At 33.6% G+C, this 22280-nt stretch carries 27 protein-coding genes; all 27 read right to left on the bottom strand.

The window, feature by feature from the left end:
* Positions 1-416: 416 nt before the first annotated feature.
* The 27 genes from NSA47_RS13565 to NSA47_RS13435 all read right to left on the bottom strand — a co-directional run bounded on the left by NSA47_RS13565 (position 417) and on the right by NSA47_RS13435 (position 22201).
* Complete coding sequence (locus NSA47_RS13565) at positions 417-1199, bottom strand: SigB/SigF/SigG family RNA polymerase sigma factor (protein WP_257532865.1); 783 nt, start codon at positions 1197-1199, stop codon at positions 417-419.
* A gap of 1 nt (position 1200) precedes the next feature.
* Entirely contained in the window at positions 1201-1650 is a 450-nt protein-coding gene (locus NSA47_RS13560; protein WP_257532864.1) for an ATP-binding protein, read from the bottom strand.
* A gap of 16 nt (positions 1651-1666) precedes the next feature.
* A complete protein-coding gene (locus tag NSA47_RS13555; RefSeq protein ID WP_257532862.1) occupies positions 1667-1984 on the bottom strand; it encodes an STAS domain-containing protein in 318 nt (105 codons plus the stop codon).
* Positions 1985-2073: 89 nt separating this feature from the next.
* Positions 2074-2463, bottom strand: a complete 390-nt coding sequence (locus NSA47_RS13550; protein WP_257532860.1) for a DUF948 domain-containing protein — start codon at positions 2461-2463, stop codon at positions 2074-2076.
* 127 nt (positions 2464-2590) lie between these two features.
* Positions 2591-2995, bottom strand: coding sequence for a YtxH domain-containing protein (locus NSA47_RS13545; RefSeq protein WP_257532858.1), 405 nt, complete (start codon positions 2993-2995; stop codon positions 2591-2593).
* A gap of 110 nt (positions 2996-3105) precedes the next feature.
* Positions 3106-3369, bottom strand: a complete 264-nt coding sequence (locus NSA47_RS13540) for an HPr family phosphocarrier protein (protein ID WP_257532856.1) — start codon at positions 3367-3369, stop codon at positions 3106-3108.
* 12 nt (positions 3370-3381) lie between these two features.
* Positions 3382-5112 carry a phosphoenolpyruvate--protein phosphotransferase gene (gene ptsP / locus NSA47_RS13535; protein ID WP_257532854.1) on the bottom strand — a complete coding sequence of 577 codons (1731 nt, stop codon included), beginning with the start codon at positions 5110-5112 and terminating at the stop codon, positions 3382-3384.
* Between the two features lie 376 nt (positions 5113-5488).
* Positions 5489-6424, bottom strand: a complete 936-nt coding sequence (locus NSA47_RS13530) for a thiamine pyrophosphate-dependent enzyme (RefSeq protein ID WP_257532852.1) — start codon at positions 6422-6424, stop codon at positions 5489-5491.
* A gap of 12 nt (positions 6425-6436) precedes the next feature.
* Positions 6437-7618: a pyruvate ferredoxin oxidoreductase gene (gene porA, locus NSA47_RS13525; protein WP_257532851.1), complete on the bottom strand. Its 1182-nt coding sequence runs from the start codon at positions 7616-7618 to the stop codon at positions 6437-6439.
* Positions 7619-7936, bottom strand: coding sequence for a 4Fe-4S binding protein (locus NSA47_RS13520; protein ID WP_257532849.1), 318 nt, complete (start codon positions 7934-7936; stop codon positions 7619-7621).
* Positions 7929-8510, bottom strand: a complete 582-nt coding sequence (locus NSA47_RS13515) for a 2-oxoacid:acceptor oxidoreductase subunit gamma family protein (protein WP_257532847.1) — start codon at positions 8508-8510, stop codon at positions 7929-7931. Before NSA47_RS13515 ends, NSA47_RS13520 begins: the two co-directional genes overlap by 8 nt.
* Before the next feature lie 444 nt (positions 8511-8954).
* Complete coding sequence (locus NSA47_RS13510; RefSeq protein ID WP_257532845.1) at positions 8955-9233, bottom strand: pro-sigmaK processing inhibitor BofA family protein; 279 nt, start codon at positions 9231-9233, stop codon at positions 8955-8957.
* A 73-nt stretch (positions 9234-9306) separates the two neighbouring features.
* The gene (locus tag NSA47_RS13505) at positions 9307-9621 is read right to left on the bottom strand and encodes a DUF2508 family protein (RefSeq protein WP_257532843.1); all 315 of its coding nucleotides are present in this window, start codon (positions 9619-9621) and stop codon (positions 9307-9309) included.
* A gap of 88 nt (positions 9622-9709) precedes the next feature.
* On the bottom strand, positions 9710-9925 hold the full coding sequence (locus NSA47_RS13500; protein ID WP_257532841.1) for an aspartyl-phosphate phosphatase Spo0E family protein: 216 nt from the start codon (positions 9923-9925) through the stop codon (positions 9710-9712).
* Between the two features lie 307 nt (positions 9926-10232).
* The gene (locus NSA47_RS13495; protein ID WP_257532838.1) at positions 10233-11009 is read right to left on the bottom strand and encodes an ABC transporter permease; all 777 of its coding nucleotides are present in this window, start codon (positions 11007-11009) and stop codon (positions 10233-10235) included.
* Positions 10993-11928, bottom strand: a complete 936-nt coding sequence (locus NSA47_RS13490; protein ID WP_257532837.1) for an ABC transporter ATP-binding protein — start codon at positions 11926-11928, stop codon at positions 10993-10995. The genes NSA47_RS13495 and NSA47_RS13490 overlap by 17 nt, the downstream gene beginning before the upstream one ends.
* Positions 11929-11936: 8 nt before the next feature.
* The gene (locus NSA47_RS13485) at positions 11937-12947 is read right to left on the bottom strand and encodes an aromatic acid exporter family protein (RefSeq protein WP_257532836.1); all 1011 of its coding nucleotides are present in this window, start codon (positions 12945-12947) and stop codon (positions 11937-11939) included.
* Positions 12948-13312: 365 nt separating this feature from the next.
* On the bottom strand, positions 13313-14374 hold the full coding sequence (locus tag NSA47_RS13480; RefSeq protein WP_257532834.1) for a hypothetical protein: 1062 nt from the start codon (positions 14372-14374) through the stop codon (positions 13313-13315).
* Complete coding sequence (locus NSA47_RS13475; protein ID WP_257532832.1) at positions 14367-14843, bottom strand: RNA polymerase sigma factor; 477 nt, start codon at positions 14841-14843, stop codon at positions 14367-14369. Before NSA47_RS13475 ends, NSA47_RS13480 begins: the two co-directional genes overlap by 8 nt.
* Positions 14844-15287: 444 nt before the next feature.
* A complete protein-coding gene (locus tag NSA47_RS13470) occupies positions 15288-15665 on the bottom strand; it encodes a hypothetical protein (RefSeq protein ID WP_257532830.1) in 378 nt (125 codons plus the stop codon).
* Entirely contained in the window at positions 15652-16218 is a 567-nt protein-coding gene (locus tag NSA47_RS13465; RefSeq protein ID WP_257532828.1) for a hypothetical protein, read from the bottom strand. Before NSA47_RS13465 ends, NSA47_RS13470 begins: the two co-directional genes overlap by 14 nt.
* Positions 16219-16555: 337 nt before the next feature.
* The gene (locus tag NSA47_RS13460; protein ID WP_257532826.1) at positions 16556-16837 is read right to left on the bottom strand and encodes a ribosomal protein L7/L12; all 282 of its coding nucleotides are present in this window, start codon (positions 16835-16837) and stop codon (positions 16556-16558) included.
* Between the two features lie 293 nt (positions 16838-17130).
* The gene (locus NSA47_RS13455; RefSeq protein ID WP_257532823.1) at positions 17131-17361 is read right to left on the bottom strand and encodes a helix-turn-helix domain-containing protein; all 231 of its coding nucleotides are present in this window, start codon (positions 17359-17361) and stop codon (positions 17131-17133) included.
* A complete protein-coding gene (locus tag NSA47_RS13450) occupies positions 17354-17530 on the bottom strand; it encodes a YvrJ family protein (RefSeq protein WP_257532821.1) in 177 nt (58 codons plus the stop codon). Before NSA47_RS13450 ends, NSA47_RS13455 begins: the two co-directional genes overlap by 8 nt.
* Complete coding sequence (locus tag NSA47_RS13445; protein ID WP_257532818.1) at positions 17514-18059, bottom strand: RNA polymerase sigma factor; 546 nt, start codon at positions 18057-18059, stop codon at positions 17514-17516. The genes NSA47_RS13450 and NSA47_RS13445 overlap by 17 nt, the downstream gene beginning before the upstream one ends.
* Positions 18060-18476: 417 nt before the next feature.
* Positions 18477-18992 carry a YcxB family protein gene (locus tag NSA47_RS13440; protein WP_257532816.1) on the bottom strand — a complete coding sequence of 172 codons (516 nt, stop codon included), beginning with the start codon at positions 18990-18992 and terminating at the stop codon, positions 18477-18479.
* Between the two features lie 596 nt (positions 18993-19588).
* A complete protein-coding gene (locus tag NSA47_RS13435) occupies positions 19589-22201 on the bottom strand; it encodes an N-acetylmuramoyl-L-alanine amidase (protein ID WP_257532814.1) in 2613 nt (870 codons plus the stop codon).
* Positions 22202-22280: the final 79 nt, after the last annotated feature.

The following is a 22280-nucleotide window of genomic DNA, read 5'->3' as shown; positions in this document are numbered from 1 at the left end:
GATCAAACTCTTAAGTTAAGTTTGTTTATCCTAGCCAGAATCTTCTGGCTTGTTATTTGTTTCAAAAGAATTAAGGTTTTGCCCTTACTTCCTTACACTGTTCTATTTTCAAAGATCAATTTCTTTGCCGCCTTTTGCGACAGCTAGATTATTGTATCATTTTCTAGCTTCCTTGTCAACAACTTTTCAAAATCTTTTTTCATGCTTTTTTTCATTTGTCATTCTGAACCTAGTGAAGAATCTTTTTCTTAGGTTAAGATCCTTCGTCATTCTTCCTCAGGATGACAGTTAATTTCAAGTTGTTTTGTCCTCTGGTGACGACTCTTAATACTTTAACAGGTTTCTGCAAAGCTGTCAACAACTTTTTGAAATTATTTTCTGGGTATTCTCCCTTTTCTATTATGTCTACTTTTTTTTTATTTATGCAACTCTTTTTTGAATTTTTCAATAATCTTTTTTTCTAGTCTAGAAACGGTCATTTGGGATACTCCCAGTTTATCCGCAATCTGACTTTGGGTCTTCAGATCAAAGAATCTATCCTTGAGAACTTCTCTTTCCACTTCGTTGAGCTTGTCCATAGCTCTATCTAGGAAGTCTTTATTTTCTATACCCTCTATATTTTTATCTGCTTGACCTATCATATCAATTAGGGACAATTCTTTATCATCAGAATGAACCCTATAGGTCATATCTAAGGATCTAGGGGCATAGGCATAGCTACCCTCCATAGCCTCTATAACTTCTTCTTGGGTAATTTCAAGATGCTTTGCGATATCTTCTATAGTAGGAGTCCTAAGCAGCTGTTGTTGTAGATCTACTTTTGCTACATTTATTTTCTTAGAAAGGTTTTGTATCCTTCTAGGTACTCGAATAAGCCATTCTTTGTCTCTGAAATATTTCTTTATCTCTCCGATGATTGTCGGCGTAGCAAAGCTAGGGAATTCAAACCCTCTGGATAAATCAAATCGCTCTATGGCAAAAATCAAACCCATGCTGGCAACTTGAAAAATATCCTCATAATCTGTCCCCTTGTTAACATATTTTCTGGATAGAATTTCGGGAATATAGATATATCTTTCTATTAATTCATTTCTGATATGAACATCCTTAGTCTCGGCATATTTTTTGAAAAGTTCTCTCATATGCTTTTTATCGTCTAAAGTTTGTCTCCTATTTTTTGTCTTTTTATCATTCGTCATATTAGGCTTCCCCCAGGCTCTTACTCATTCTAATGCTTGTTCCACATTCTCTGCTTTCAATAAATTCTACTTCATCCATTAGAGATCTTATAATGAAAATACCCAATCCTCCTTCTCTAGGTTTTGACAAATCTGGTTGTTGCAATTTTTCATAATCAAAACCTTTACCCTTGTCGGTTACATCGATAACCAGCTTATTGTCACATATAAAAAACACAATATTGTAGTTTGAGTTACTATCACAACCATGTTTTAAGGCATTAGTACAGGCCTCAGCAATAGCAACCTTCAAGTCTTCTATATCTTCAATATTAAACCCCATACGATTAGCTATTCCTGATAGGGTCAATCTTGCTATGCTTACATACTCAGGGGCATTGGGTAGGGAAAGGGATACCCTATCTCTTACTTTTTCCGGTATATTTTTATTGCAATTTATTTGTTCCTGCATATCTACACTCCTCCTATTACTCTTCTACTATGAATATTTTATCCAACCCTGTGATCTTTAATAATTTTCTTACGTTTGGTTGAACGTTTGTAAGCACTAGCACTTTGTTATTTTCTATCATTCTACCTCTTATGCCAATAAGCGAGCCAAGACCTGTACTATCGATATATTTTAAGGTAGTACAATCCATCAGGATATCTGCCATATGTTGATCTAACAATTGATTTATTTTATCCTTTAAGTTATTTACGGTATATACATCAATTTCTCCTTCTAACTGCACCAGCCACTTTTTTTGTTGTTCATCATATTGATCTTGTATTTGTAATATCATTTTTCTTCCTCCCTTACCCTTAAACTTTCCTATAGATTATCCCCGAAATTTTGCTATCCATATCCGTTTTCTATTCTATTATATCCTATTTATTTTGCTTTCTCCTTTTTTAAAATACCTGCTACATTTTTTACCCCTTGCCCTAGATTGATTAATCCCATTATGGGCATGATGATATTGTCTCTGCTCATTTCAACAGTCTCTTCTACCATTTTAGTGGTATTATTCAAGGACTCCACAACTCCATTGATGTCCTCCATATCCTTTGCTATATCCTTAGTTATGGTAGCTGCATTTTCGCTAACCGCGGCTAATTCCTTCGTGATAACGGCTACACTCTGGGAACTACTGTGTACTAAGGTTCTTACTTGATCCAAGGTACGATTTAATCCCTGGAGTACATTGATTAGATAAACAGTTAAAATAATGAAGCATATTGCCACGATAAACACTGCCACCTGCCATAATTCTACTAACATGTTTTCCCTCCTTATTCTTAAAGAAAACCAAAAACTAGGCTAACCAAGCTTTTGTCTTTGGTTTAAGTGGATGATGTCCACTTTCTTTTATATATTTCTTCCTTAGTAAAAGTGTATCCCCGGTGGATTATTCTTCCTCTTCTATTTCCTCTTTATCTTCTTGGATTTCTTCTTTTATTTCTTCTTCAATTTCTTCGATTTCTTCCTCTATGGTATCTTGGGCTGCCGCTGCCTTTTCTTTAATATCTTCCCATTTTTCATAGGCCTTTGTCTTGGTCCCTTCAACCTTTTCCTTTATTTTATCGGCGCTTTTCTCTATTTTGTTTTGCACATATTCTTTATGGTCTGATACCGTATCCATGATATCTTCGCCATATTCTTTGATATTTTCCTGAAACTCTAAACCTTTATCCTGAATTATCTTCCTTGTCTCTTTACCAGATTGAGGTGCCAATAATACTCCTAGTACCCCTCCTGCTAGACTGCCAAAGAACATTCCTTTCCAAAAGTTATTTTTTTCTTGATTTGACATAAACCCCATCTCCTTTTTTAAAAATTCTTATGTATTTCAATATTACCCCTTATGCTCATTATAAAACAAAAAACAATAAAAGCCTATCTCTAGGGATAGGCTTTTATTGTTTACTCTTCGCCGAACTTACTTTCCACTAGTTCTGCCAGTTTTTCTACTGCTTCCCCTTCATCTGGACCTTTGGCTTCTATAATAATTTCAGTTCCTTGTGAAATACCTGCAGCCATAATTCCCATAATACTCTTTGCATTAATTCTGTTTCCATCCTTAATGACAAAAATATCTGATTTAAATTTACTTGCTGTTTGAATAAACATGGAAGCTGGTCTTGCATGTAATCCTGTGGCATTTTGAACAGTTACTGATTTTTGCATATTTATTCCTCCCTACATTATTGTTATATTTAATTTATTTAATTTTTCGTTAACCATATCTCTTATTTCTTCTGGAGTGGCTAGGGAAAGGGCTTCATTGGCTATCTCCTTAGCTTCTTCCAAAGTAATATTGCGAATTATTTTTTTGATTTGAGGAATAGTCAAAGCACTCATGCTAAATTCATCTAGACCCAAACCTAAGAGAATTAAAGTATTGATAGGATCTCCTGCCATTTCTCCGCACATCCCTGTAAAAATTCCTCTTTGGTGGGATGCATCGATTACATTTTTCACCAATCTCAGTATGGCAGGATGAAGGGGCTCATATAGATAGGAAACCTTCTCATTCATTCTATCTACTGCAATAGTATATTGGCATAAATCATTGGTTCCTATACTAAAGAAATCAACTTCTCTAGCAATAATATCTGCTGAAACAGCTGCCGATGGAATTTCCACCATAATACCTATTTTGATATCCTTATCAAAGGGGATATTTTCTGCCTCTAGTTCTCTCTTGGCTTCCTCTACTATTGTCTTTGCTTCTCTTACTTCCTGTACTCCTGAAATCATCGGAAACATAATAAGAGCCTGGCCATAGGTACTTGCTCTCAATATCGCTCTTAATTGCGTCTTAAACATGTCCTTTAATTCAAGGCATATACGAATTGCTCGCCACCCTAAGAAGGGGTTCATTTCTTCAGGTAAGTTTAAATAGGGTAGTTTTTTGTCTCCACCTATATCCAGGGTTCTAATAATAACAGGCTTACCTTCCATTCCCTGCAATACTTCTTTATAGGCTACAAATTGCTCCTCTTCGGTGGGCATATTCTCTCTGTCCATATATAAAAACTCTGTTCTATATAGACCAATACCTTGTCCTCCATTGTTTAAGACACCTTCCACATCTTGAGGTGTGCCAATATTTCCTGCTACTTCTACCTCATGTCCATCTAAGGTTTTAGCTGGCAGTTCTTTTAATTCTTCCAATTCTTTTCTATAGGATTGATATTCTCTTTTTTTATGTTCATATTTTTCTAAAAGTTCTTCAGAAGGATTGATCAGCACTTCTCCTGATAAACCGTCTAATATAATGATATCTCCATCTTTAACTTGGGATGTAATATCTCCCAACCCTAGTACTGCTGGTATTTCCAAACTTCTTGCCATAATGGCTGTATGGGATGTACGTCCTCCTATATCTGTTCCAAATGCCAACACTCTATCCTTATCCATTTGGGCTGTATCCGAAGGAGTTAAATCATAGGCTAATATAATGGCATCCTCATCCATGGAGCTTAAATCTCCTGATTGTATCCCTAAAATATTTTTAATGATTCTCGTCCCTACATCCTTAACATCTGCTGCTCTTTCCTTTAGATATTCGTCATCCATACTTTCGAAAATACTCACAAATTGGTTCATAATTTTCTGGGTAGCAAAGGCGGCATTATCTAGATTATTTTCTATATCCAGTTTAACCTGCCCTACAAATTCCGGATCTTCCAATACCATAAGATGGGCACTAAAAATTTCTGCTTCTGATTCTCCTAATTCTTTAACTGCTTTTTCTTTAATGGCTTCCAATTGCTTTCTGGACTTATCAATGGCTTTTTCTAGTTTTTCTACCTCTGCTCCTTGATCAGCAGATTGTATTTTTTTAGAGCTCACTTCAATTTCCTGATGCTTTAATACCAAAGCCTTTCCAATAGCAATTCCTGGAGATGCACCAATTCCAATCATTTTATTTCCCCCTTCATCCATATGATTTTTATGAGTAGAACAAAAATGATAAATAAAAACACAATTGTAGAATAGAAAATTTGTAATAATTGTCTAAAAACACTTAACTTTTTTTATGATATCATACCCTATATTTTTTTGCTAATTGTAAATGTTTTCAATTTTCAAAAGAAATATTTTTCTTCATAATTTTTCTTATGTAGAAGCAGATTAAAGGAAAATCATAAATATAGGATTATTGTTTTTATTCTATGCTTGTTTTATTCTTCCTATGAAATTTTTATCCTATGAAGATGAGAAAGAATGGTCTTACCAACAAAAAAAGAGCTGTCGCACTAAATAATTAGTGCTCAGCGTCTTTTTTCGTGGATTTATTCTATGCTTCTCCACATCTAAGAAGTAGTTCGTTCCATCTTCTATCTACTTCTGCTTGGAAGTCTTCTAAAAGATCTTTGTTTTCTGGTTTTAAAAGATGCTTGAATCTTCCTTGAATCTTTAAGAAATCTTCAATAGGTCTTTTATTTTTTGGTTTGTAGTTTAATTTCCACTCTCCATCAATAACTTCAAATAATGGCCAGTAGCAAGTTTCCACTGCTAATTTGGAAATTTCCATTAATTTTGGTGTATCATATCTCCATCCTCTAGGACAGGGAGCCAAAACATTTAAGAAAGCTGCTCCTTCAGTATAGATAGCTTTTTCAGATTTTTCATAAAGATCTTTAAAGTTACCGATTAAAGCAGATTGCCCTACATATGGAATATTGTGGGCTGCCATAATTTGTGTTAAGTCTTTTCTAGATTGTTGTTTCCCTTTTATTACTTTACCAGCTGGAGAAGTAGTAGTATCTGCATACTTTGGAGTTGCAGAGGATCTTTGAATACCTGTATTCATATATGCTCCATTATCATAGCATACATATACCATATCATGTCCTCTTTCCATAGCTCCTGATAGGGATTGGAAACCGATATCGTAGGTTCCACCATCTCCACCAAAAGTAATGAATTTGGTATCTCCTTCTATTTTTCCCTTTCTTTTCATTGCTTTATAAGCTGCTTCGGCTCCAGATACTGTTGCACCGGCATTTTCAAAAGCACTATGAATAAAGGAATCTTTCCAGGCTGTATAAGGATAAATAAAGGTAGATACCTCTAAACATCCTGTTGCAGATCCTACAACGGCATGATCTTCTGGTTTTAATGCTCTAAGCACTGTTCTTACTACAGGAGGAGCACCACAACCAGCACACATTCTATGTCCACCAGTTAATCGTTCTGGTTTACTCATCACTTCTTTTAATTTATATGCCACTTACGCCACCTCCTACTTTTTTAATCCTAAATAGTTGTAAACCTCATCTACTTGACCGGATTTTTCAATTTCCATTAAGTTCTCATATACAACCTTGATATCATCAGTTCTAACATCTCTTCCGCCAAGGCCATAGATGTAGCTAATTACTTTAACATCATTTGCAAAATCATACATTGCACTTCTAACTTCGTTAAATACAGGACCACCATTGGTTCCAAACATTTCAGATTTGTCCATAACAGCTACTGCTTTTTTCCCCTTAAGAGCTTCAGCAATTTCCTTAGCTGGGAATGGTCTGAACATTCTTATTTTTAAGAGACCTGCTTTTACGCCTTCTTTTCTTAACTCATCTACAACAGCCTTTGCGGTACCAGCAGTAGAGTTAAGAATAACAATAGCAACATCAGCATCATCTAATTTATATTCTTCAAAGAAACCATATTTTCTTCCAGTCATTGCTTCAAATTCTTTAGCAACCTCTAGAATAACTTCTTTAGCATTTTCACATGCCACTGCTTGTTGATATTTATGTTCGAAATAATATGGAGGCATATCCAAAGGACCAGCAGCCATTGGATTTTCTCTGTTTAAAAGGTAATTTTCTGGGGTATATTCTCCTACAAAATCCTTTACCTTATCGTCTTCAATTAATTCAATATTTTCAATGGCATGGCTAGTGATGAAACCATCTTGACATACCATAACCGGTAATTGAACATCTAAATGTTCTGCAATTCTGAAGGCTTGGATTGTATTATCATAAGCCTCTTGGTTCGTTTCTGAATATAATTGAATCCAGCCAGAATCTCTTGCTCCCATAGTATCACTATGATCGTTATGAATATTGATTGGGCCAGATAATGCTCTATTTACAGCACCTAAAATAATAGGTAATCTATTGGAAGCCGCAATATATAGCATTTCCCACATTAGGGCTAGTCCGTTGGCAGAAGTTGCTGTACAAGTTCTAGCACCTGCTGTAGCGGCACCAATACAAGCACTCATAGCACTATGCTCACTTTCAACAGCAACAAATTCAGTATCTACAGTTCCATTGGCAACAAATTGTGAAAAATATTGAGGAATTTCAGTAGATGGTGTAATGGGGAATGCTGCCATTACATCAGGATTAACTTGTTTCATAGCAATTGCTACTGCTTCATTACCACTTAATCTTTCTCGAATACCCATTTACTTAACCTCCTCGCTTCCTTCTTCTACGAATTTAATTGCTTCAAAAGGACAAACGGCTACACAAACTCCACAGCCTTTGCAATGATCGTAGTCGAAATCTAATCTTTTTCCATCTTTTACAGGAATTGAGCTATCAGGACAGGTTGGAGGACAAAGCATACATTGTTTACACTTTTCTTCCACCCAAATAGGCTTCATAGATCTCCAGTCCCCTGTATTAAAATCATGAGCACTACCTGCTTTATAAATATTACCCCCAGGAGTTAACTCTTCCCAAGTAGCATCTGCATTAAAATTATATTGTTTCTTACTCAAGGCCTTTCACCTCCTGCATAGCTTTCTCTAAAGCTTGCATATTTCCTTGGATAACTTCAGGCTTAGTAGCAAATTTATGAGCAAAAGAATTTTTCATTGATTCCAAGAATGTATCTTCTCCCATAATACCAGAAATCTTCACAACAGCACCAAGCATTGGAGTGTTGGGGAAATATCTACCTAGAGTTGCCATAGACACCTCTCTTGCATCTATGGTATATACCTTACCTTTGTAACCTTTAAGTAATGGTCTTAATTCTTCTGGAGTCTTATGTGTATTAATGATAATACCTCCATCTTCCTTTAGACCCGCTGCAACATCTACTGCCTTTAATAATGTTTCATCCACTACTACTACATAATCTGGTTTGTATATATTGCTGTGAATGGTAATCCTATCATCACTAATTCTGTTATAAGCAGTAATTGGAGCTCCCATTCTCTCTGGACCATATTCAGGAAATCCCTGGATATACTTTCCAGTGTCGAAAGCTGCATCGGCTAATAGCAATGAAGCAGTTTTCGCTCCTTGTCCTCCTCGGCCATGCCAACGGATTTCAACCATCTTACCCATATACTCTCCTCCCTCCATAAATATAAAGAATATTTTTTTACTTTACTTTGCTTTGCATTCTATATTCTAAACTATCGGAATATAGAATGCAAAAATATTTTATAATATTTTTACAGCTTATCCTATTAGGTTTTGTTGTATTATAACAGCTTCATCTTTTGCTGCGTGTATTATAACATATTATCTCTTCGAGGTATAACAGTTTCTCAATTTATTGATATGTAACACTTTCAGCTGTGAAACATGTTTCCTCAAGAAAAGTATAACAGAATATTATTCCTTATGTCAATATATTGTATACAACTTTTCCAATCTCTAAAAACCCTCAAAAAAATAAAAAAAGCGGCTAAGACCCCTCTAGTAATCTAGGACAGATTTATCCCTTATTCCCAAGACCAACTTTCCTATACAAAAATAAAACTCAACCCTATAAAAGTTGAGTTTTTATAATATATTTTTCAGAATAATCATTAATACAATGCCGGGTACTCCTAAAAATCCAGCTACTAAAACAGTTATGGGATTCACAGCCATGTAGAAATCAAAATATCCTCCCACCATATTTATCAAAAATAGCATGATTCCCCCAAGTATGCCATTAAATAGCAAAACCCCTAGCCATTTTAATGGTTTAGAAAAAAGCTTATAAAGTATATAGCCTGTAATATATAAAAGTACTAGTGCAAAACCATAGGCAATTAAAACTTCTATTTCTATTCCCAATATTCTCACCCCATTATTTACGCATTGTCCTATTAATCATCTTATTAACTTAGGGCAAGTTTTATGTATATTTTTATGCCTCCGCTCGAATTCCTTTTCTCTTTGCTTCTTTTAATAAATAGATATAAAAAGTTCTCGTAGCTTCTATACGATAAATAGCCAATTCTATTAAATCTGGATCAGTGACTTCTTCAAAATAATTTAGAGCATCCTTCCAATCTTCTTTGGCCTTATTAACTAAGATTACAAATTCTTTGGTCTTTTGTTTCTTTTTAGCCTCTTCTATTTCTTCTGGAGTTTGTCTTGTCCACAGCTTAGAAAGTTCTTGCCACCATTGCTTTAAAAAATCCATGCCTTCTCTTTCTTTAAGTTGTTCCATAGCTTTCATCTTATACCCTACCCCTTTCCTTATCCTTATTATAATTTTGGACAAAAAAAGGGGGAAATATACCATAATTTGTACTCTTATTCTTTTTCTATAGATTTTTTAAATATTTTGTAATTAGTTGATCTAGTTTTTGGCTTAATTCTAGAGTTTCTTGATTACTTATTCCCTTATCATTTGCTAAAGTTTTTTTATTGAGCTCATCCCTTAGGTCTTCTATCTCCTGCCTCATTTTTTTTAACCCATGATTGTCTATCTGTTTATCTTTGTTTTTGACTTGATGTTTTTTTCTTCTATCCCTATTCACTGGTATCTTGACTCCTCCAACTTATTGATTGTCTCCCTATGCCTATCTATATAGATCCATTTTCTCCCTTATAGTATTCATTGTATAAATATTTTTATACGAGCAAACCATAGATTAGGGCAGAATTGCCCACTTTCTTTAAATCTTCTTTGTAAAATCCAAAAAAACAAAACTCCTACAGACATAAATATAATATTGCCTGTGGGAGTCATTAGCATAAAGGAGTTTAGGTGAACTTCACCAACCTCTTTACATTATAGTCAGATTATCCTATTTGTCAAAAATAATATCAAATTATTTATATTTTCTATCGGACCTTTATTCCTATTCCCTTCTTAAATAATAGAATAGAAGTCACAAAGGTCACCACTAAAAATATAGCCGCTGAACTACCTTGGGCTATAATACTGCCTTCATTAAATCCTAGATAGGCATATCTTGTGATGCTCACCAAAGGATAGATAGGATTTAGAAGGCCTAGGTAAGCTAAAATTCCTGAAAGCTTAGATATTTCAAAAAATACGCCTCCCAAATAGGATAGGGGAGTGATGACAATGGCTAAAATAAAGTTCATCTTTTCAAAATTATCCAATAATAATCCAAAAATCAATCCTAGAGAAGAAAATATAAAGGAAGTAAGAATAATCGAGAAAAAGAAAAGGAATGGCTTTTCTATATAAAACCCTACAAAAGGTAGAGTTGCCACATAGGTCAAAATCCCTACTAAAATACCCCTAAAGGTCCCTCCTAAGATAAAGGCCATGGATTTTTCCATATCCGATATGGGATAACTATTGATTTCTTGAATGGTCCCTTGGAATTTCTGTTGTACCAAGGAAAAAGAAGGATTTTGATAGGCTGCCATAAGTGCTCCCATGGTTACCAAACCGGGCACTAAAAAATGTAGATAATTCACCCCTTCTAGTCCTACCTCCCTAGTCTTTAACATCCCTCCAAAGACTGCCAAATACAAGAGATTGGATAAAAGTGGTGCTAAAATGGTTTGAACAAACACCTTGAAAAAACGATGAATTTCTCTATATAAAAGGGTTCTAAAACCCAAGGAATTATAAAATATTTTCATGATTATCCCCCCTGTCGTGTCTGATTAGATTTAGGTAAATATCCTCTAATTTGGGCTTGTTTACCGTTACATCTATAAAGTTCAGTCCTTGATCACTTACCATTTTCATCAGTCTCGATAAACCATTCTTTTCCACCTTTAGGCAAAGTCTTCTATCTCCCTGAATCCTAGGGCTGAACTCTTTTAGAAATTCTATTTCCTGGTGAGGGATATCATAGTCAAATTCAAAGTCTACAGTAACATGCTGGGAAAAGACCTTCATGAGTTCTTCCTTTGGTTGGTCTGCTATGATTTCTCCTTGGTCGATGACGACGATTCTTTTACATAGCTTTTCTGCCTCTTCTATATAATGGGTAGTCAAAATAATGGTGGTACCTTCCTCATGAAGTTTGTTTAAAAACTTATACATAACCTGGCGTAGTTCTATATCTACTCCTGCAGTAGGCTCATCTAAAATAAGAAGTTGAGGTTTATGAATGAGGGCCTTGGCAATTAAAAATCTTCTTTTCATTCCTCCAGATAATTCCCTCATAGTGACCTTTCTTTTATCCTGCAAAGATAGGGCCGTTAAGAGCTCATCTATATATTCCTCATTATTTTTTATTCCAAAATAACCTGATTGTTTTTGTAACATATCTTCTAAGGTAAAACTATAGTCACTGCCTATCTCCTGGGGTACAATACTGAGAATTTTTTTAATTTCTAGGGGATTTTTGTCTAAATCATAGTCTCCAATAATTACAGTTCCTGTACTTTTATGCACATTTCCTCCCAGGATATTGATGAGGGTAGTTTTTCCTGCTCCATTTTGTCCTAATAAAGCAGTGAATTCTCCTTTTTGAATATTTAAATGGATATCCTTTAAAGCCTTTTTATTTCCTCTTTTATAAGTCTTTGAAACATTGTTTATTTTCAGCATTGATTGGTTCATTCCTTTCTTTCATACCCACTACCTAGAGTAGATGACTGGGACAGTTCTGTCGACTGAAATTTTTCAATAAATCTTATCATAATGAAGGTGATTTCCTCCATGGAATATAAATATTGATTTAAAGCTATTCTATTTTTTAGCTGTCGATGGGTTGTAGGCAGTGGAGCTTCATAAAAATGTTGCTTAATTGCATCTAGGGCCTTAAGCTGTATTTCATAGGAGTCCAATATCCTAGTATTCATAAAAAATTCTTCGGTAAAATATTTTAACATCATGACCTCTGATTTCTTAAGAAATTCCGGAAGTAAGAGTTTTTGCATAGATCGAATAATATAATATTGCTGGGAACGCATGATAAAATACTCCACATAATAGTTATTATGCTGTAGGTAATAACTATTCATATAATCATAGGCTCTTTTTTTCCCTGCGGAAATAATTTCTTTTAACTCCCTTAATTGCTCTTCTATCCTTTCATAATTACACTCATTAATTAAACATAAACTCATGTTGGAGAAAATAGAGCTAAGATGTTTTTCTAGCTGTTTTTGATAGTCTTTAATTTCCTTTTCTATATTAACATTATAGGCATTAAAAACAAGGGCTACAGTAATCCCTAATAACATCAAAAGAAATTCATTTAAAATTATAGCTGCTGATATCTGTTTTAGGGAATAGACATGCAATACCAACACCACATTAAGCACAATAGCAATCATGGTATCAAATTTTGACATCATTATAGTAAAAATAAATAGATAGATGCCAAATACAGTGATGGAAAATCCAAATAAGGAAAATAATAGGCAAGACAGTGCCAAGGAAAGGATAGCTGCCAATAAACGAGTCCCTGCAATTTTAAGGGACTGTTTTTTTGTATCCAACATACTTACCAGCACAATGGTGCCCACCGAAGTATAAAATTCCATATGTAAAGCCTTAGCAATCAATATCGCCACAATCATTCCCGAGGTAATTTTTATACCTCTGATCACATGTTCCTTCATCTACAACATCCTTTTTCTTTTTAAATCCCTTTATATTATAATCGAATCACTATTCCTGGACACCTGCATATATGAGGCTGCCCGAAGAAATAAAATGTAATAACTTCGCTCTTTTGATCGGTAAAATATGCGTGGTGGGAGTATACCACAATCTTATTTATACCCCTTTTAGGAATAAAAATAACATGCCAAAGCATTATATCATATTCTCCAGCAAAAAAGCCTAAAATGCACTATAATCATAGGCTTTAGGCTATTGTTATCCTTCTAGGCTTGCTATATTTTATTGTATGAAAAAATTTGGGATAGGTTTACAAATACTTATTCTTTTTATTTCTACTTCCGCTTTTTATGGTATCAAAGGGTTAATCCTTCTTCATTTCTTCAATAGGAAAGGTCACTTGCCAGTTTCCCTTTGTAAGCAATCCACTGGTTATAAAGTTTCCATAAAGAGAATATTGATCCATTTCTGACTGGGGAATATCAAATACATAGTCTACATAATCTACTCTATTGTCTCCATTAGAATTGTCCGTAAAATGAACACTATAATCATATAGGATTTCATTTCCCTGCTTATCCCTTAGGAAAAAATGTCCATGATTGTCCTTCCTCAAGTTATCCACAACAGAGGTTTGAATGTGAAGCTTCCCATTGATATATCCAAGGCCTGTAAGATCAATACCCTCAATGGGAAAATCCATTGGACGGGATGGGATGAGAACTTCAGGGGCAGTTGCATCCTTTGAAAAATCTTCTACCTCCTTGTCCCCACTAAAGCCATTTATAGAAACTTGATTTGTGGATGGCCTATGATCAACATTTTTTAGGTCTACTTCAATGGGTACATTATTATACACCTGTTTATCACTTAAAAACTCCCGAACTGAAAAGGTTATTTTGTCCCCTACAATCTTTTGTTTTTTCCACTCTGTTATGGTGATAAGAAAAGTTGCTGTTTTGGTTGATTCATCATAGCCCACAAAACTGCAGCTTGCCGAACTATCAAAGGGACGATGAATGGAATAACTGTCATAAAGATCTGTAGTTTCATCAATACGTCCTCCTATAAGGTCTTGCATAGTAATATATATTTCAATTGTATTGTCTTTGGTATAGGCTGACACAACTTCCATTTTAATCCTATTATCTTCAGTAGATTTTTGTATAGGCATAAAAAATTGGGCAGTTGAGGGAGAAATCAAATGCATTAACTCGTAAACAGCTGGAATATTTGCCGCAAGTACAGGGGTGGATGTTAAAACAATGATCATCAAAGTTACTGCAATAATCATAGGCTTAGGAAATAACATTTTCACTTTGTTTTTTCCCCTTTTCTTTCCTTCCTTGGAGTGCATCACTCTATTTATAAGCTCTTGATCAGGAAAAATTTGCTCATTCATGCTGTGGTATTTTTCTTTAAACATTATAATCCTCCTTTAAAATTTCCTTTAGTTTATACCTTGCTCGGGTAAGCTGGGTTCTAATGGTAGATGGTTTTTGATCTAAAATTTCACTGATTTTTTGGATACTCAAGTCCTCATAATAAAATAGGTGTATTACCCTTCTATACTTCATAGGCAGTTTCCCAAGCTCATAATAAAGATTATTTTCTTCCTCCATTTCAAAAGAAATGGTTTCCTCTAAGGCTATTGACTTTTTTCTCCAGGACAACGCCCACATTTTTTTACAACAGTTTACCGTAACCCGAATCAGCCAAGCTTTTCTATGTTCCTCTGTCTCAAAACAGGGTTTCTTTCGGATATATCGTAAAAAAACTTCCTGATAAATATCATCTGCATCACTTTTATTTCTTGTTTGGGAAAAAGCTAATCTATACACCATATTGGAATATGCTTTAATCGTTGTTTCTAGGCTATCGTCCCATTGTTTCATAAGCTCCATCCTCCCTTCACTATGAATACCCTTGGGCAACTCAAAAAGCTACAAAAACTTTAAAATATAAAAATTTCATCCTATATCTATTCTCATATTTCATCTTGGTCAGAATAAAGAAGGTAAATGACCAAACCTATATGATTAAAAAGGAGGTGTCTCAGAATAATTTCTGAGGCACCTCTAATTTTTAGTCAATTTTAATTTTTTCTATGTTTTCACAAGTAATGGTAATGACTTGCAATCCCTTAACGCTCTCCAACCTCCTGTTACACCAATAAAAACCATCTCCGCAACTATTGCAATAGCTACCAACAGTGGGATTTTGATAATTTCTAGTAGACTAACACTTGATCCGCCTCTACTTTCTGTAAGAACCTGTACAGTTGAATAAGCAAAATTTGGAAGATAGCTGATTTTCTAAAACTCATTTTATTCCTATCTCTAGACCCTTCCAATGCCTTCTAAATCAAAATAAACATTTCTTATCTTGAATGGGGAAGGGTTGGTATATTGTAACTTAATCTTTTCAAAATCACTTATTCTCCTAGAATGATAGTAAGGCTTATCAAATCTTAACCTTTCATCTCTGATCCAGTCTGGAACTTTCATATCATGGATTTGTAAATAATAATCTATTAAGGCTGATATTTTGGTTAGATATTTTATTTCCTTCCCCCTACATAATTCTAGATCTATGGGATCATGTAGACTATTTATAAATTCTATATTCTTTGATATTAATAATTCTAACAGCTGATTTAAGCTCGTATCCTCATCAGGATATTCATATAATTCTTTTAAATATTTATTTCCAATCATAGCCTAAATCCTCTCCTAAATATTCAATGAATTTTCTTTGTCTTTCTCCTATAAGAGTAAGATATATATATCCTGAGCATATATCCAATAATTTTTCTTTAGTTGTAATATTTAAATCTTTACACAATATATATGCATCTACAAAGTCTTTGGCTGGCTCCGGTCTTGCAGCTAACACCTTCATAGCTAATAATTGTTCAGCCTTGGGTTTTAATATCTTCAAGTTAGAATATACCCTATAAGTTTCTTTGTCTTCTTTTAAAATTGATTTTAGTGGTTCTTTAATTTCTTCATTGATCCATCCATCTGTAAGGTTAAAAGCAAATTTAGTAAGCTCCAATATATTATCCAATAACTTGAAATTAGTTTCAGAAAATACACAATCTATATCTCTAGTAGCTGGGCGATTATCATAAACCATGGTCATAATAGAACCATCATAAATTGTGATCTCTAGTTGCATTTGATTTTCCCTAAGTCTTTCATTTAAATAGTCAAATATTTGTAATAGCTTTTCTTTATTCATTAAACCAATATCTTTAAACTTGTTCATCTTACCCCTCCTAATGATAGAGTTGATGATTACTATAATTATATCATATAAACAGATCTCTTCTGCCATATTCCTCTGCCTCTTCCAAGAAATCTGAGCAGATGATGGACATTTCAAGAGCTTCCATCATCATCGCTACCTGATCCACTCTTCGAATGACCAGTTCAATCTTAAACGCCTAATATAATACAAATAGTGCTTCAACATAAGGATCTTTCTAGGAGCCATTGGCATTACGCAATTGGGGTAACCTCATCCTCTTGTTCTTTGTGAGCTGTTTGCGCCTCTGCTATAACATCAACCTTTTTATACAACTGTATGAACAGGGAGACTCTTCTTATAAACTATCTACATACTCTTTGGCTTCCTTCAGCCCCATTCCTGTAGCTTCTCTTAATTTTTTAATTGCTCTAACTTTCTTGTTTTTCTTGTGGAGTTCTATTAACTCCTCTTTTAATTTCTCATCTATGTATATACCCGTGGACTGGGGCAATCCAAGATGCTCTATAATTCTATCTAGCTTTGATTTTATCTGTTTTTGATTCTCTTGTATCTCATTTATATTTGTACTAAAGATAACGAATAAAAAAATAACTAAAACTATAGATATGTATTCCATAGGGGAACCTCCTTAAGGGTTTATTATTGCGAGCTACTAATATGAAACGAAGTAGATGTAGGCATATGTTCTTAATCATCCTTCCTATTTCTAATTATCATATTAATATATTTTTCATTATTTCATCATTTTTTATAAATTTCCCTTAAATACCATTATACCAACTATAATCTTATAAATAAAATTCTTCAATACTCCACCCCTTAAGCTCTCTATCAAACCCTCTATTTCTCGGCCTTCAATTTTTTATTAGAAAACACTTTTCCCTTCTAGATTGCAATGATTATCATCTTTTATATGATATCTAAGTATTTTTTAAAATCTTCTTTGATTCTAAAGTCAAAATTTTTAATACAGTTGTATAACTTAATATGTAATTCTTGAATACAATCAGGATCAACTTCCCCATTAATATAACTATTTTTATATGTTAATGGTTCAAATTTATCTATAATTTCTTTTATAGCTTCTTCATCATCCTTCTTTGCCAATTCATAAAGTTCTTTTAAATCATAATTACTCATCATAATTACTTCCCTTCACATCATCCTTTTGTCGAATAACTAGCTCCATAAGATTGATAATCGTTGTATTTAACTGATCTAATTTCTTTTCAACTCTTGTTAGTAAAAAAGAAGTAACTAAAATCGGGAATGCTATATTACCTGAAAGATTACTAAATAGCTCTTCCATTTATTTCACCTCCTAGGTAAGTTCTTATTCTTTTTAAACCCGCAAGCTTAACCTTATTGACAGATTGCTTAGATACATTTAATTCTCGGGCAATTTGTTTTTCTTCTTTTTCTTCAATATAGTGCATGAATAATACTAATTTTTGTTTGTTAGTCGTATTTTCTATTGCATTAGCCAGCTCTTTGTTTGCTACCATATCTTTAAAATCCATACCCTTAGACATTTCGTCTAAGGGATCTATTGAATCATCCCTTATCATATTTATTTTTTCTTCATTAAAATCCTCGTCGATTACATTCAATGTACATAATTCCCTCTCCGATAATTTTTTTCGTTTTCTTTTAATTTCTAAGGCCTTAAATCTTAAAGATTTTTCTATATAACTAATAAAATAAATTCTAAATACATAATTATGAAATTCCTCATATAACCGATTAATATCATACTGGTTACCATATGTTTTTGCTTTAAAATAAAGTTCGCTATTCCTGTTGTTTTCATTTAAGAACTTTCTTACTAAGTTATGCATACTTATCCCTCCTGTTAATATCCAGTGTCAAAATTATACCACAATCACCGAACTTATGTTCGTTTAAAAAGTAAAAAAATATACTTTTTTCTCTAATTACTTCCTTTAATATATAAGAAGATTTTTATAGAAAGGTTGACAACCTTTCTATAAAAATATATTCCAATACCGTCCAATTGGATTTTAAAAAAGAAACATAGGAAATATATAAAACTCTTATTTCCTATGTTTCTATATTTTATAAACTTTAATAAGTTATTATCAATCCAAGACTTGTAATTATGCCTTTGGTAAAATACAATCTATCCCCAAATATATGTTCACATATAGAATTACAATCTATCTTGAAATTCTTAGTCTTTTACGAGCATCTATAGGTACAACATCTTTACTTAATCAATCCAATTAACTATAATCCTAAAATTTAACCTTGGTTGTGTCCATATTTTCAGAAACAATATTTTTAAATAAGTCAATGTCTTCCTCTGAATCAAAGAATCTTGTAGGTATGACGATGGCTTTCATTGTAGTTACATATAGTATGAACATATCCCTCACTAGAATTGCTTTTTGAATTTCTCCCCATCTAAAAAGGGCATCTGAACTTTCACATTTTAGTCTTATACCTTCTTCACTAGAAATATAAGTCATTTCTCCCTTAATACTGGGTTCGCTTTTGTACTCTTTCACAGCAAATCTCATGTTAACTATTCTTATGGCAGAGATAAGCAAAACTGAAGTAATTATTGAAAAAAGAATAGAAAAAATAATAACTGAATGAAAATTATCCATCATTAAGACATAAAAGATTATAAAGAATAAAAAAAGAAAAGAAAAGAAAGCAATCATTTCCCGTTTTCTCATATGATACTTGTTATATCTTTTAAACTCCTCAAAATTTACTATTCCTTTTGCTAAAACTTCTTGATTCATATTTTAAAATCTTCCCTTCTTTGGCTTCATATTATTCTACATATGTACAATAAGCCGATATTTAAATTATATCATATTTCCTTTATTACCATATATTTTTCAACTTGAAACAATAATTGATTTTTGAATATTTATTATTTCTAGTTTCCATAAGTGTTCTATTTTGCTAAATATTTAATATGATTAGCAAGACGTTCGCTATCAACATGGATTTCTATCAGTATATCAGTCACTTTTAAATCTTACTTTTTACTAATATACTGATAAGGCCAGGGATATTGATTCTTTTTATAGATGATATAACAATTAGGATTAATACTTCTGTCATAAACCCAGTTAGAAATTTCATATGGAATATCATAAAACGTACAAAGTGAATTTTTCCCTACATATACCTCATGTCGGCTGTATTATCTCTTCTGAAGTAGTTGCGTTAAACACATCATCTGCGTAGAGATGGGTCTCAACTATGAATCATTAGAAACATTTATACAATATATTTACATAGTTTAAAAATAAAGATAAAAAATATCTTCATATGAAAAATTAGGATAAATGTATTCATTTATCCCAATTTTAAATCATTTTTAATTATTTTATGGTCTCACAAAGAGTGGTATTAGTTTGCAAGCATTTAACGCTCCCCACCCCCCTGTCATTCCTACAAAAACTACCCCAGCAACTATTGCAATAGCTGATACAACCACTGCGGTTTTGATAATTTCTGGTAAAATCTCACCTGACCCGTCTCTACTTCCTGTAGGAACCATTACAGTTGAATAAGCAAAATCTAGTGGATTTCTATAAATATTATATATGAATCTTTGATATACTGTGGTATCCCCTATTGGTAAAGCTGCTTCCATTATTACCTCTAAAAAATCAAGTTTATTTTGCACACTATATTTCACAATCCTATCTATATCTTGAGTAGCTTTCAATCGATTTATAGGCATTTGTAAATTCATTCCGGGCCCAAAAACAACTCCGGTCGATCCCAGTTTATCCAAAAAACTAACTTCTATTTCATTTGATGTTAATGATAAATTTAAAACTTCTTGTTTAGCTGGAATTGGAAATGTTGTTGTTGCTGATAATTCCACTTGCAGAGTAACTTTTGGCCTAATCGAAATTAATTGAACAGGACTCTTTGTATTAAATGTCTCTACATCAACGCCAAGCCCTTTAAATAAACCATTCCGACTAGCATATCGAATAATCTCTTTTGTTGCATCAGGTAGCTCTACATTTGCACCTATAATTTGAGAGGCTAGTGAAGATACAAATTCATTTTGTCCGGAATTTAATTTACTTGCATCACTTGAATTCGTTATAAATGCTGTTTCTGTTAGTATTGCAGGCATATTGCTTAACCTAAGCACAGCAAAATTAGCTTCTTTATGTCCTCTATTTCTTAAACCTAAACTTTTAGCCATATCATTAGAAACATTTCTCGATAAAGCTTTTGTAGATGCACTTGCACTTGGATGAGTAAAACACTCTGTACCATGTGCACTGGAGGATTTAAAAGCATTGCAATGTATGGATACAAATAAATCTGCTCCCCAAGCATTCGCTTGACTTGCTCTATTTTGTAGACTTACATATTTATCTGTTGTTCTTGAATACTTTACACTCATGCCTTTTGCTTGTAATAAATTGCCTAATTTTAATGCCATTGATAAGGTTATGTCCTTTTCTTTTAATCCATTTCCTAAAGCCCCGGGATCACTGCCACCATGTCCTGGATCAATAAATACCTTTTTTATGTTTCCGAGATTTCCCATTCCACCTGAAGAATCTATTCCAAATAATTTATTCCAAGTAGCTGGACCAACAGATCCATCCACAGCTAGTTTATTTGCTCTTTGGAATTCCATTACAGCTTGCCGGCAAGCTGGTCCAAATGATCCATCGATTATTCCACCATAAAATCCTAATGCTTGTAATCTTTTTTGTACATGAATAACATCATTACCTGTCATTACTGGGCTTGTATAGTATAGTGCCCTTGTGTACACGAGTTCTGTTGAGGCTGCATCATTGAAAAGTTTCTCCCAAGTAGCTGGTCCAACCGACCCATCTACTGCTAGCCCATTAGCTCTTTGAAAATTTCTTATTGCTTCATCACATCCTGGTCCAAATGACCCATCTATTCCTCCATTGTAAAAGCCTAACTCCTTTAATCTTTTCTGAACATGGGTTACATCATTGCCTGTCATAACTGGACTTGTATAGTGCAGCGCCCTTGTGTATTTCATTTCTGAATTTACATTGTCACTAAAAAGCTTGCTCCAAGTCAATGGACCAACAGACCCATCCACTTCTAACCCATTGGCTCTTTGGAAGTTTCTTGTTGCTAAATCACAGGCTGGTCCAAATGATCCGTCTATCGCATCTTTGTAAAATCCTAATTCTTTCAATTTTTTTTGAACTTTTACAACATCATCACCAGTTCTAATGGGGATTGTATAATACAATGCTCTTGTATAACTAACTTGGCCTGCCGATGTATCACTAAATAATTTATTCCAAGTAGCTGGTCCAACCGATCCATCTACATCTAAGCCATTTTCCCTTTGAAAGTTTATTACTGCTTGATTACAAAGTGTACCAAATGATCCATCTATTTCACCCGTATAGAATCCTAATGATTTCAGTGCATTTTGAACATGAGTAACATCACTACCTGTCATAACTGGCCTTGTATAATACAATGCTCTTGTATATTGAATTGAAGTATTTACATTATTTCCAAATAGTTTTTCCCAAGTAGCTGGCCCAACTGACCCGTCTATACCTAGTCCATTTGCCCTTTGAAAGTCCATTACTGCTTGATTACATGCAGGGCCAAATGATCCATCTACTAATCCTGTATAAAATCCCAACAATTTTAAACGTCTTTGTACATAGGTCACATCTTGTCCTACCATAACTGGTGAAGTATAATAAAGTGCTCTTGTATAAGTAAAAACGGCAACTGCATTACTACTAAATAATACATTCCACGTTATGGGACCTAAAGACCCATCAGGTTCCAATAGATTTGTTTTTTGAAAATGTATAACTGCTCGCCTGCAAGCTGGACCGAATGACCCATCAATGCTTCCTGTGTAGTATCCTAGTTCCTTTAATCTTTCCTGTACATATCTTACATCATTACCTGTCATAATAGGACTTTTATAATATAGTGCTCTTGTAAAATCCATGTTTACATTTCTCCCTTATTATATATTGGTAAGACTTCTATCTGTTGGCCAACTTATTTGTCCTACACTATATAAAAAG

The organism is Irregularibacter muris (assembly GCF_024622505.1).
Taxonomy (GTDB): domain Bacteria; phylum Bacillota; class Clostridia; order Eubacteriales; family Garciellaceae; genus Irregularibacter; species Irregularibacter muris.
The sequence above is the reverse complement of the archived record's forward strand: the minus strand, read 5'-3'. Positions and strand labels throughout refer to the sequence as shown.

Bases quoted from the DNA above. Each gene is read 5' to 3' on its own strand.
- NSA47_RS13565 (WP_257532865.1), bottom strand. From the start codon at position 1,199: ATGACGAATGATAAAAAGACAAAAAATAGGAGACAAACTTTAGACGAT.
- NSA47_RS13560 (WP_257532864.1), bottom strand. From the start codon at position 1,650: ATGCAGGAACAAATAAATTGCAATAAAAATATACCGGAAAAAGTAAGA.
- NSA47_RS13555 (WP_257532862.1), bottom strand. From the start codon at position 1,984: ATGATATTACAAATACAAGATCAATATGATGAACAACAAAAAAAGTGG.
- NSA47_RS13550 (WP_257532860.1), bottom strand. From the start codon at position 2,463: ATGTTAGTAGAATTATGGCAGGTGGCAGTGTTTATCGTGGCAATATGC.
- NSA47_RS13545 (WP_257532858.1), bottom strand. From the start codon at position 2,995: ATGTCAAATCAAGAAAAAAATAACTTTTGGAAAGGAATGTTCTTTGGC.
- NSA47_RS13540 (WP_257532856.1), bottom strand. From the start codon at position 3,369: ATGCAAAAATCAGTAACTGTTCAAAATGCCACAGGATTACATGCAAGA.
- ptsP (WP_257532854.1), bottom strand. From the start codon at position 5,112: ATGATTGGAATTGGTGCATCTCCAGGAATTGCTATTGGAAAGGCTTTG.
- porA (WP_257532851.1), bottom strand. From the start codon at position 7,618: ATGGGTATTCGAGAAAGATTAAGTGGTAATGAAGCAGTAGCAATTGCT.
- NSA47_RS13515 (WP_257532847.1), bottom strand. From the start codon at position 8,510: ATGGGTAAGATGGTTGAAATCCGTTGGCATGGCCGAGGAGGACAAGGA.
- NSA47_RS13505 (WP_257532843.1), bottom strand. From the start codon at position 9,621: ATGAAAGCTATGGAACAACTTAAAGAAAGAGAAGGCATGGATTTTTTA.
- NSA47_RS13495 (WP_257532838.1), bottom strand. From the start codon at position 11,009: ATGAAAATATTTTATAATTCCTTGGGTTTTAGAACCCTTTTATATAGA.
- NSA47_RS13490 (WP_257532837.1), bottom strand. From the start codon at position 11,928: ATGCTGAAAATAAACAATGTTTCAAAGACTTATAAAAGAGGAAATAAA.
- NSA47_RS13485 (WP_257532836.1), bottom strand. From the start codon at position 12,947: ATGAAGGAACATGTGATCAGAGGTATAAAAATTACCTCGGGAATGATT.
- NSA47_RS13480 (WP_257532834.1), bottom strand. From the start codon at position 14,374: ATGTTTAAAGAAAAATACCACAGCATGAATGAGCAAATTTTTCCTGAT.
- NSA47_RS13475 (WP_257532832.1), bottom strand. From the start codon at position 14,843: ATGAAACAATGGGACGATAGCCTAGAAACAACGATTAAAGCATATTCC.
- NSA47_RS13470 (WP_257532830.1), bottom strand. From the start codon at position 15,665: ATGATTGGAAATAAATATTTAAAAGAATTATATGAATATCCTGATGAG.
- NSA47_RS13465 (WP_257532828.1), bottom strand. From the start codon at position 16,218: ATGAACAAGTTTAAAGATATTGGTTTAATGAATAAAGAAAAGCTATTA.
- NSA47_RS13460 (WP_257532826.1), bottom strand. From the start codon at position 16,837: ATGGAATACATATCTATAGTTTTAGTTATTTTTTTATTCGTTATCTTT.
- NSA47_RS13455 (WP_257532823.1), bottom strand. From the start codon at position 17,361: ATGAGTAATTATGATTTAAAAGAACTTTATGAATTGGCAAAGAAGGAT.
- NSA47_RS13450 (WP_257532821.1), bottom strand. From the start codon at position 17,530: ATGGAAGAGCTATTTAGTAATCTTTCAGGTAATATAGCATTCCCGATT.
- NSA47_RS13445 (WP_257532818.1), bottom strand. From the start codon at position 18,059: ATGCATAACTTAGTAAGAAAGTTCTTAAATGAAAACAACAGGAATAGC.
- NSA47_RS13440 (WP_257532816.1), bottom strand. From the start codon at position 18,992: ATGAATCAAGAAGTTTTAGCAAAAGGAATAGTAAATTTTGAGGAGTTT.
- NSA47_RS13435 (WP_257532814.1), bottom strand. From the start codon at position 22,201: ATGGATTTTACAAGAGCACTATATTATAAAAGTCCTATTATGACAGGT.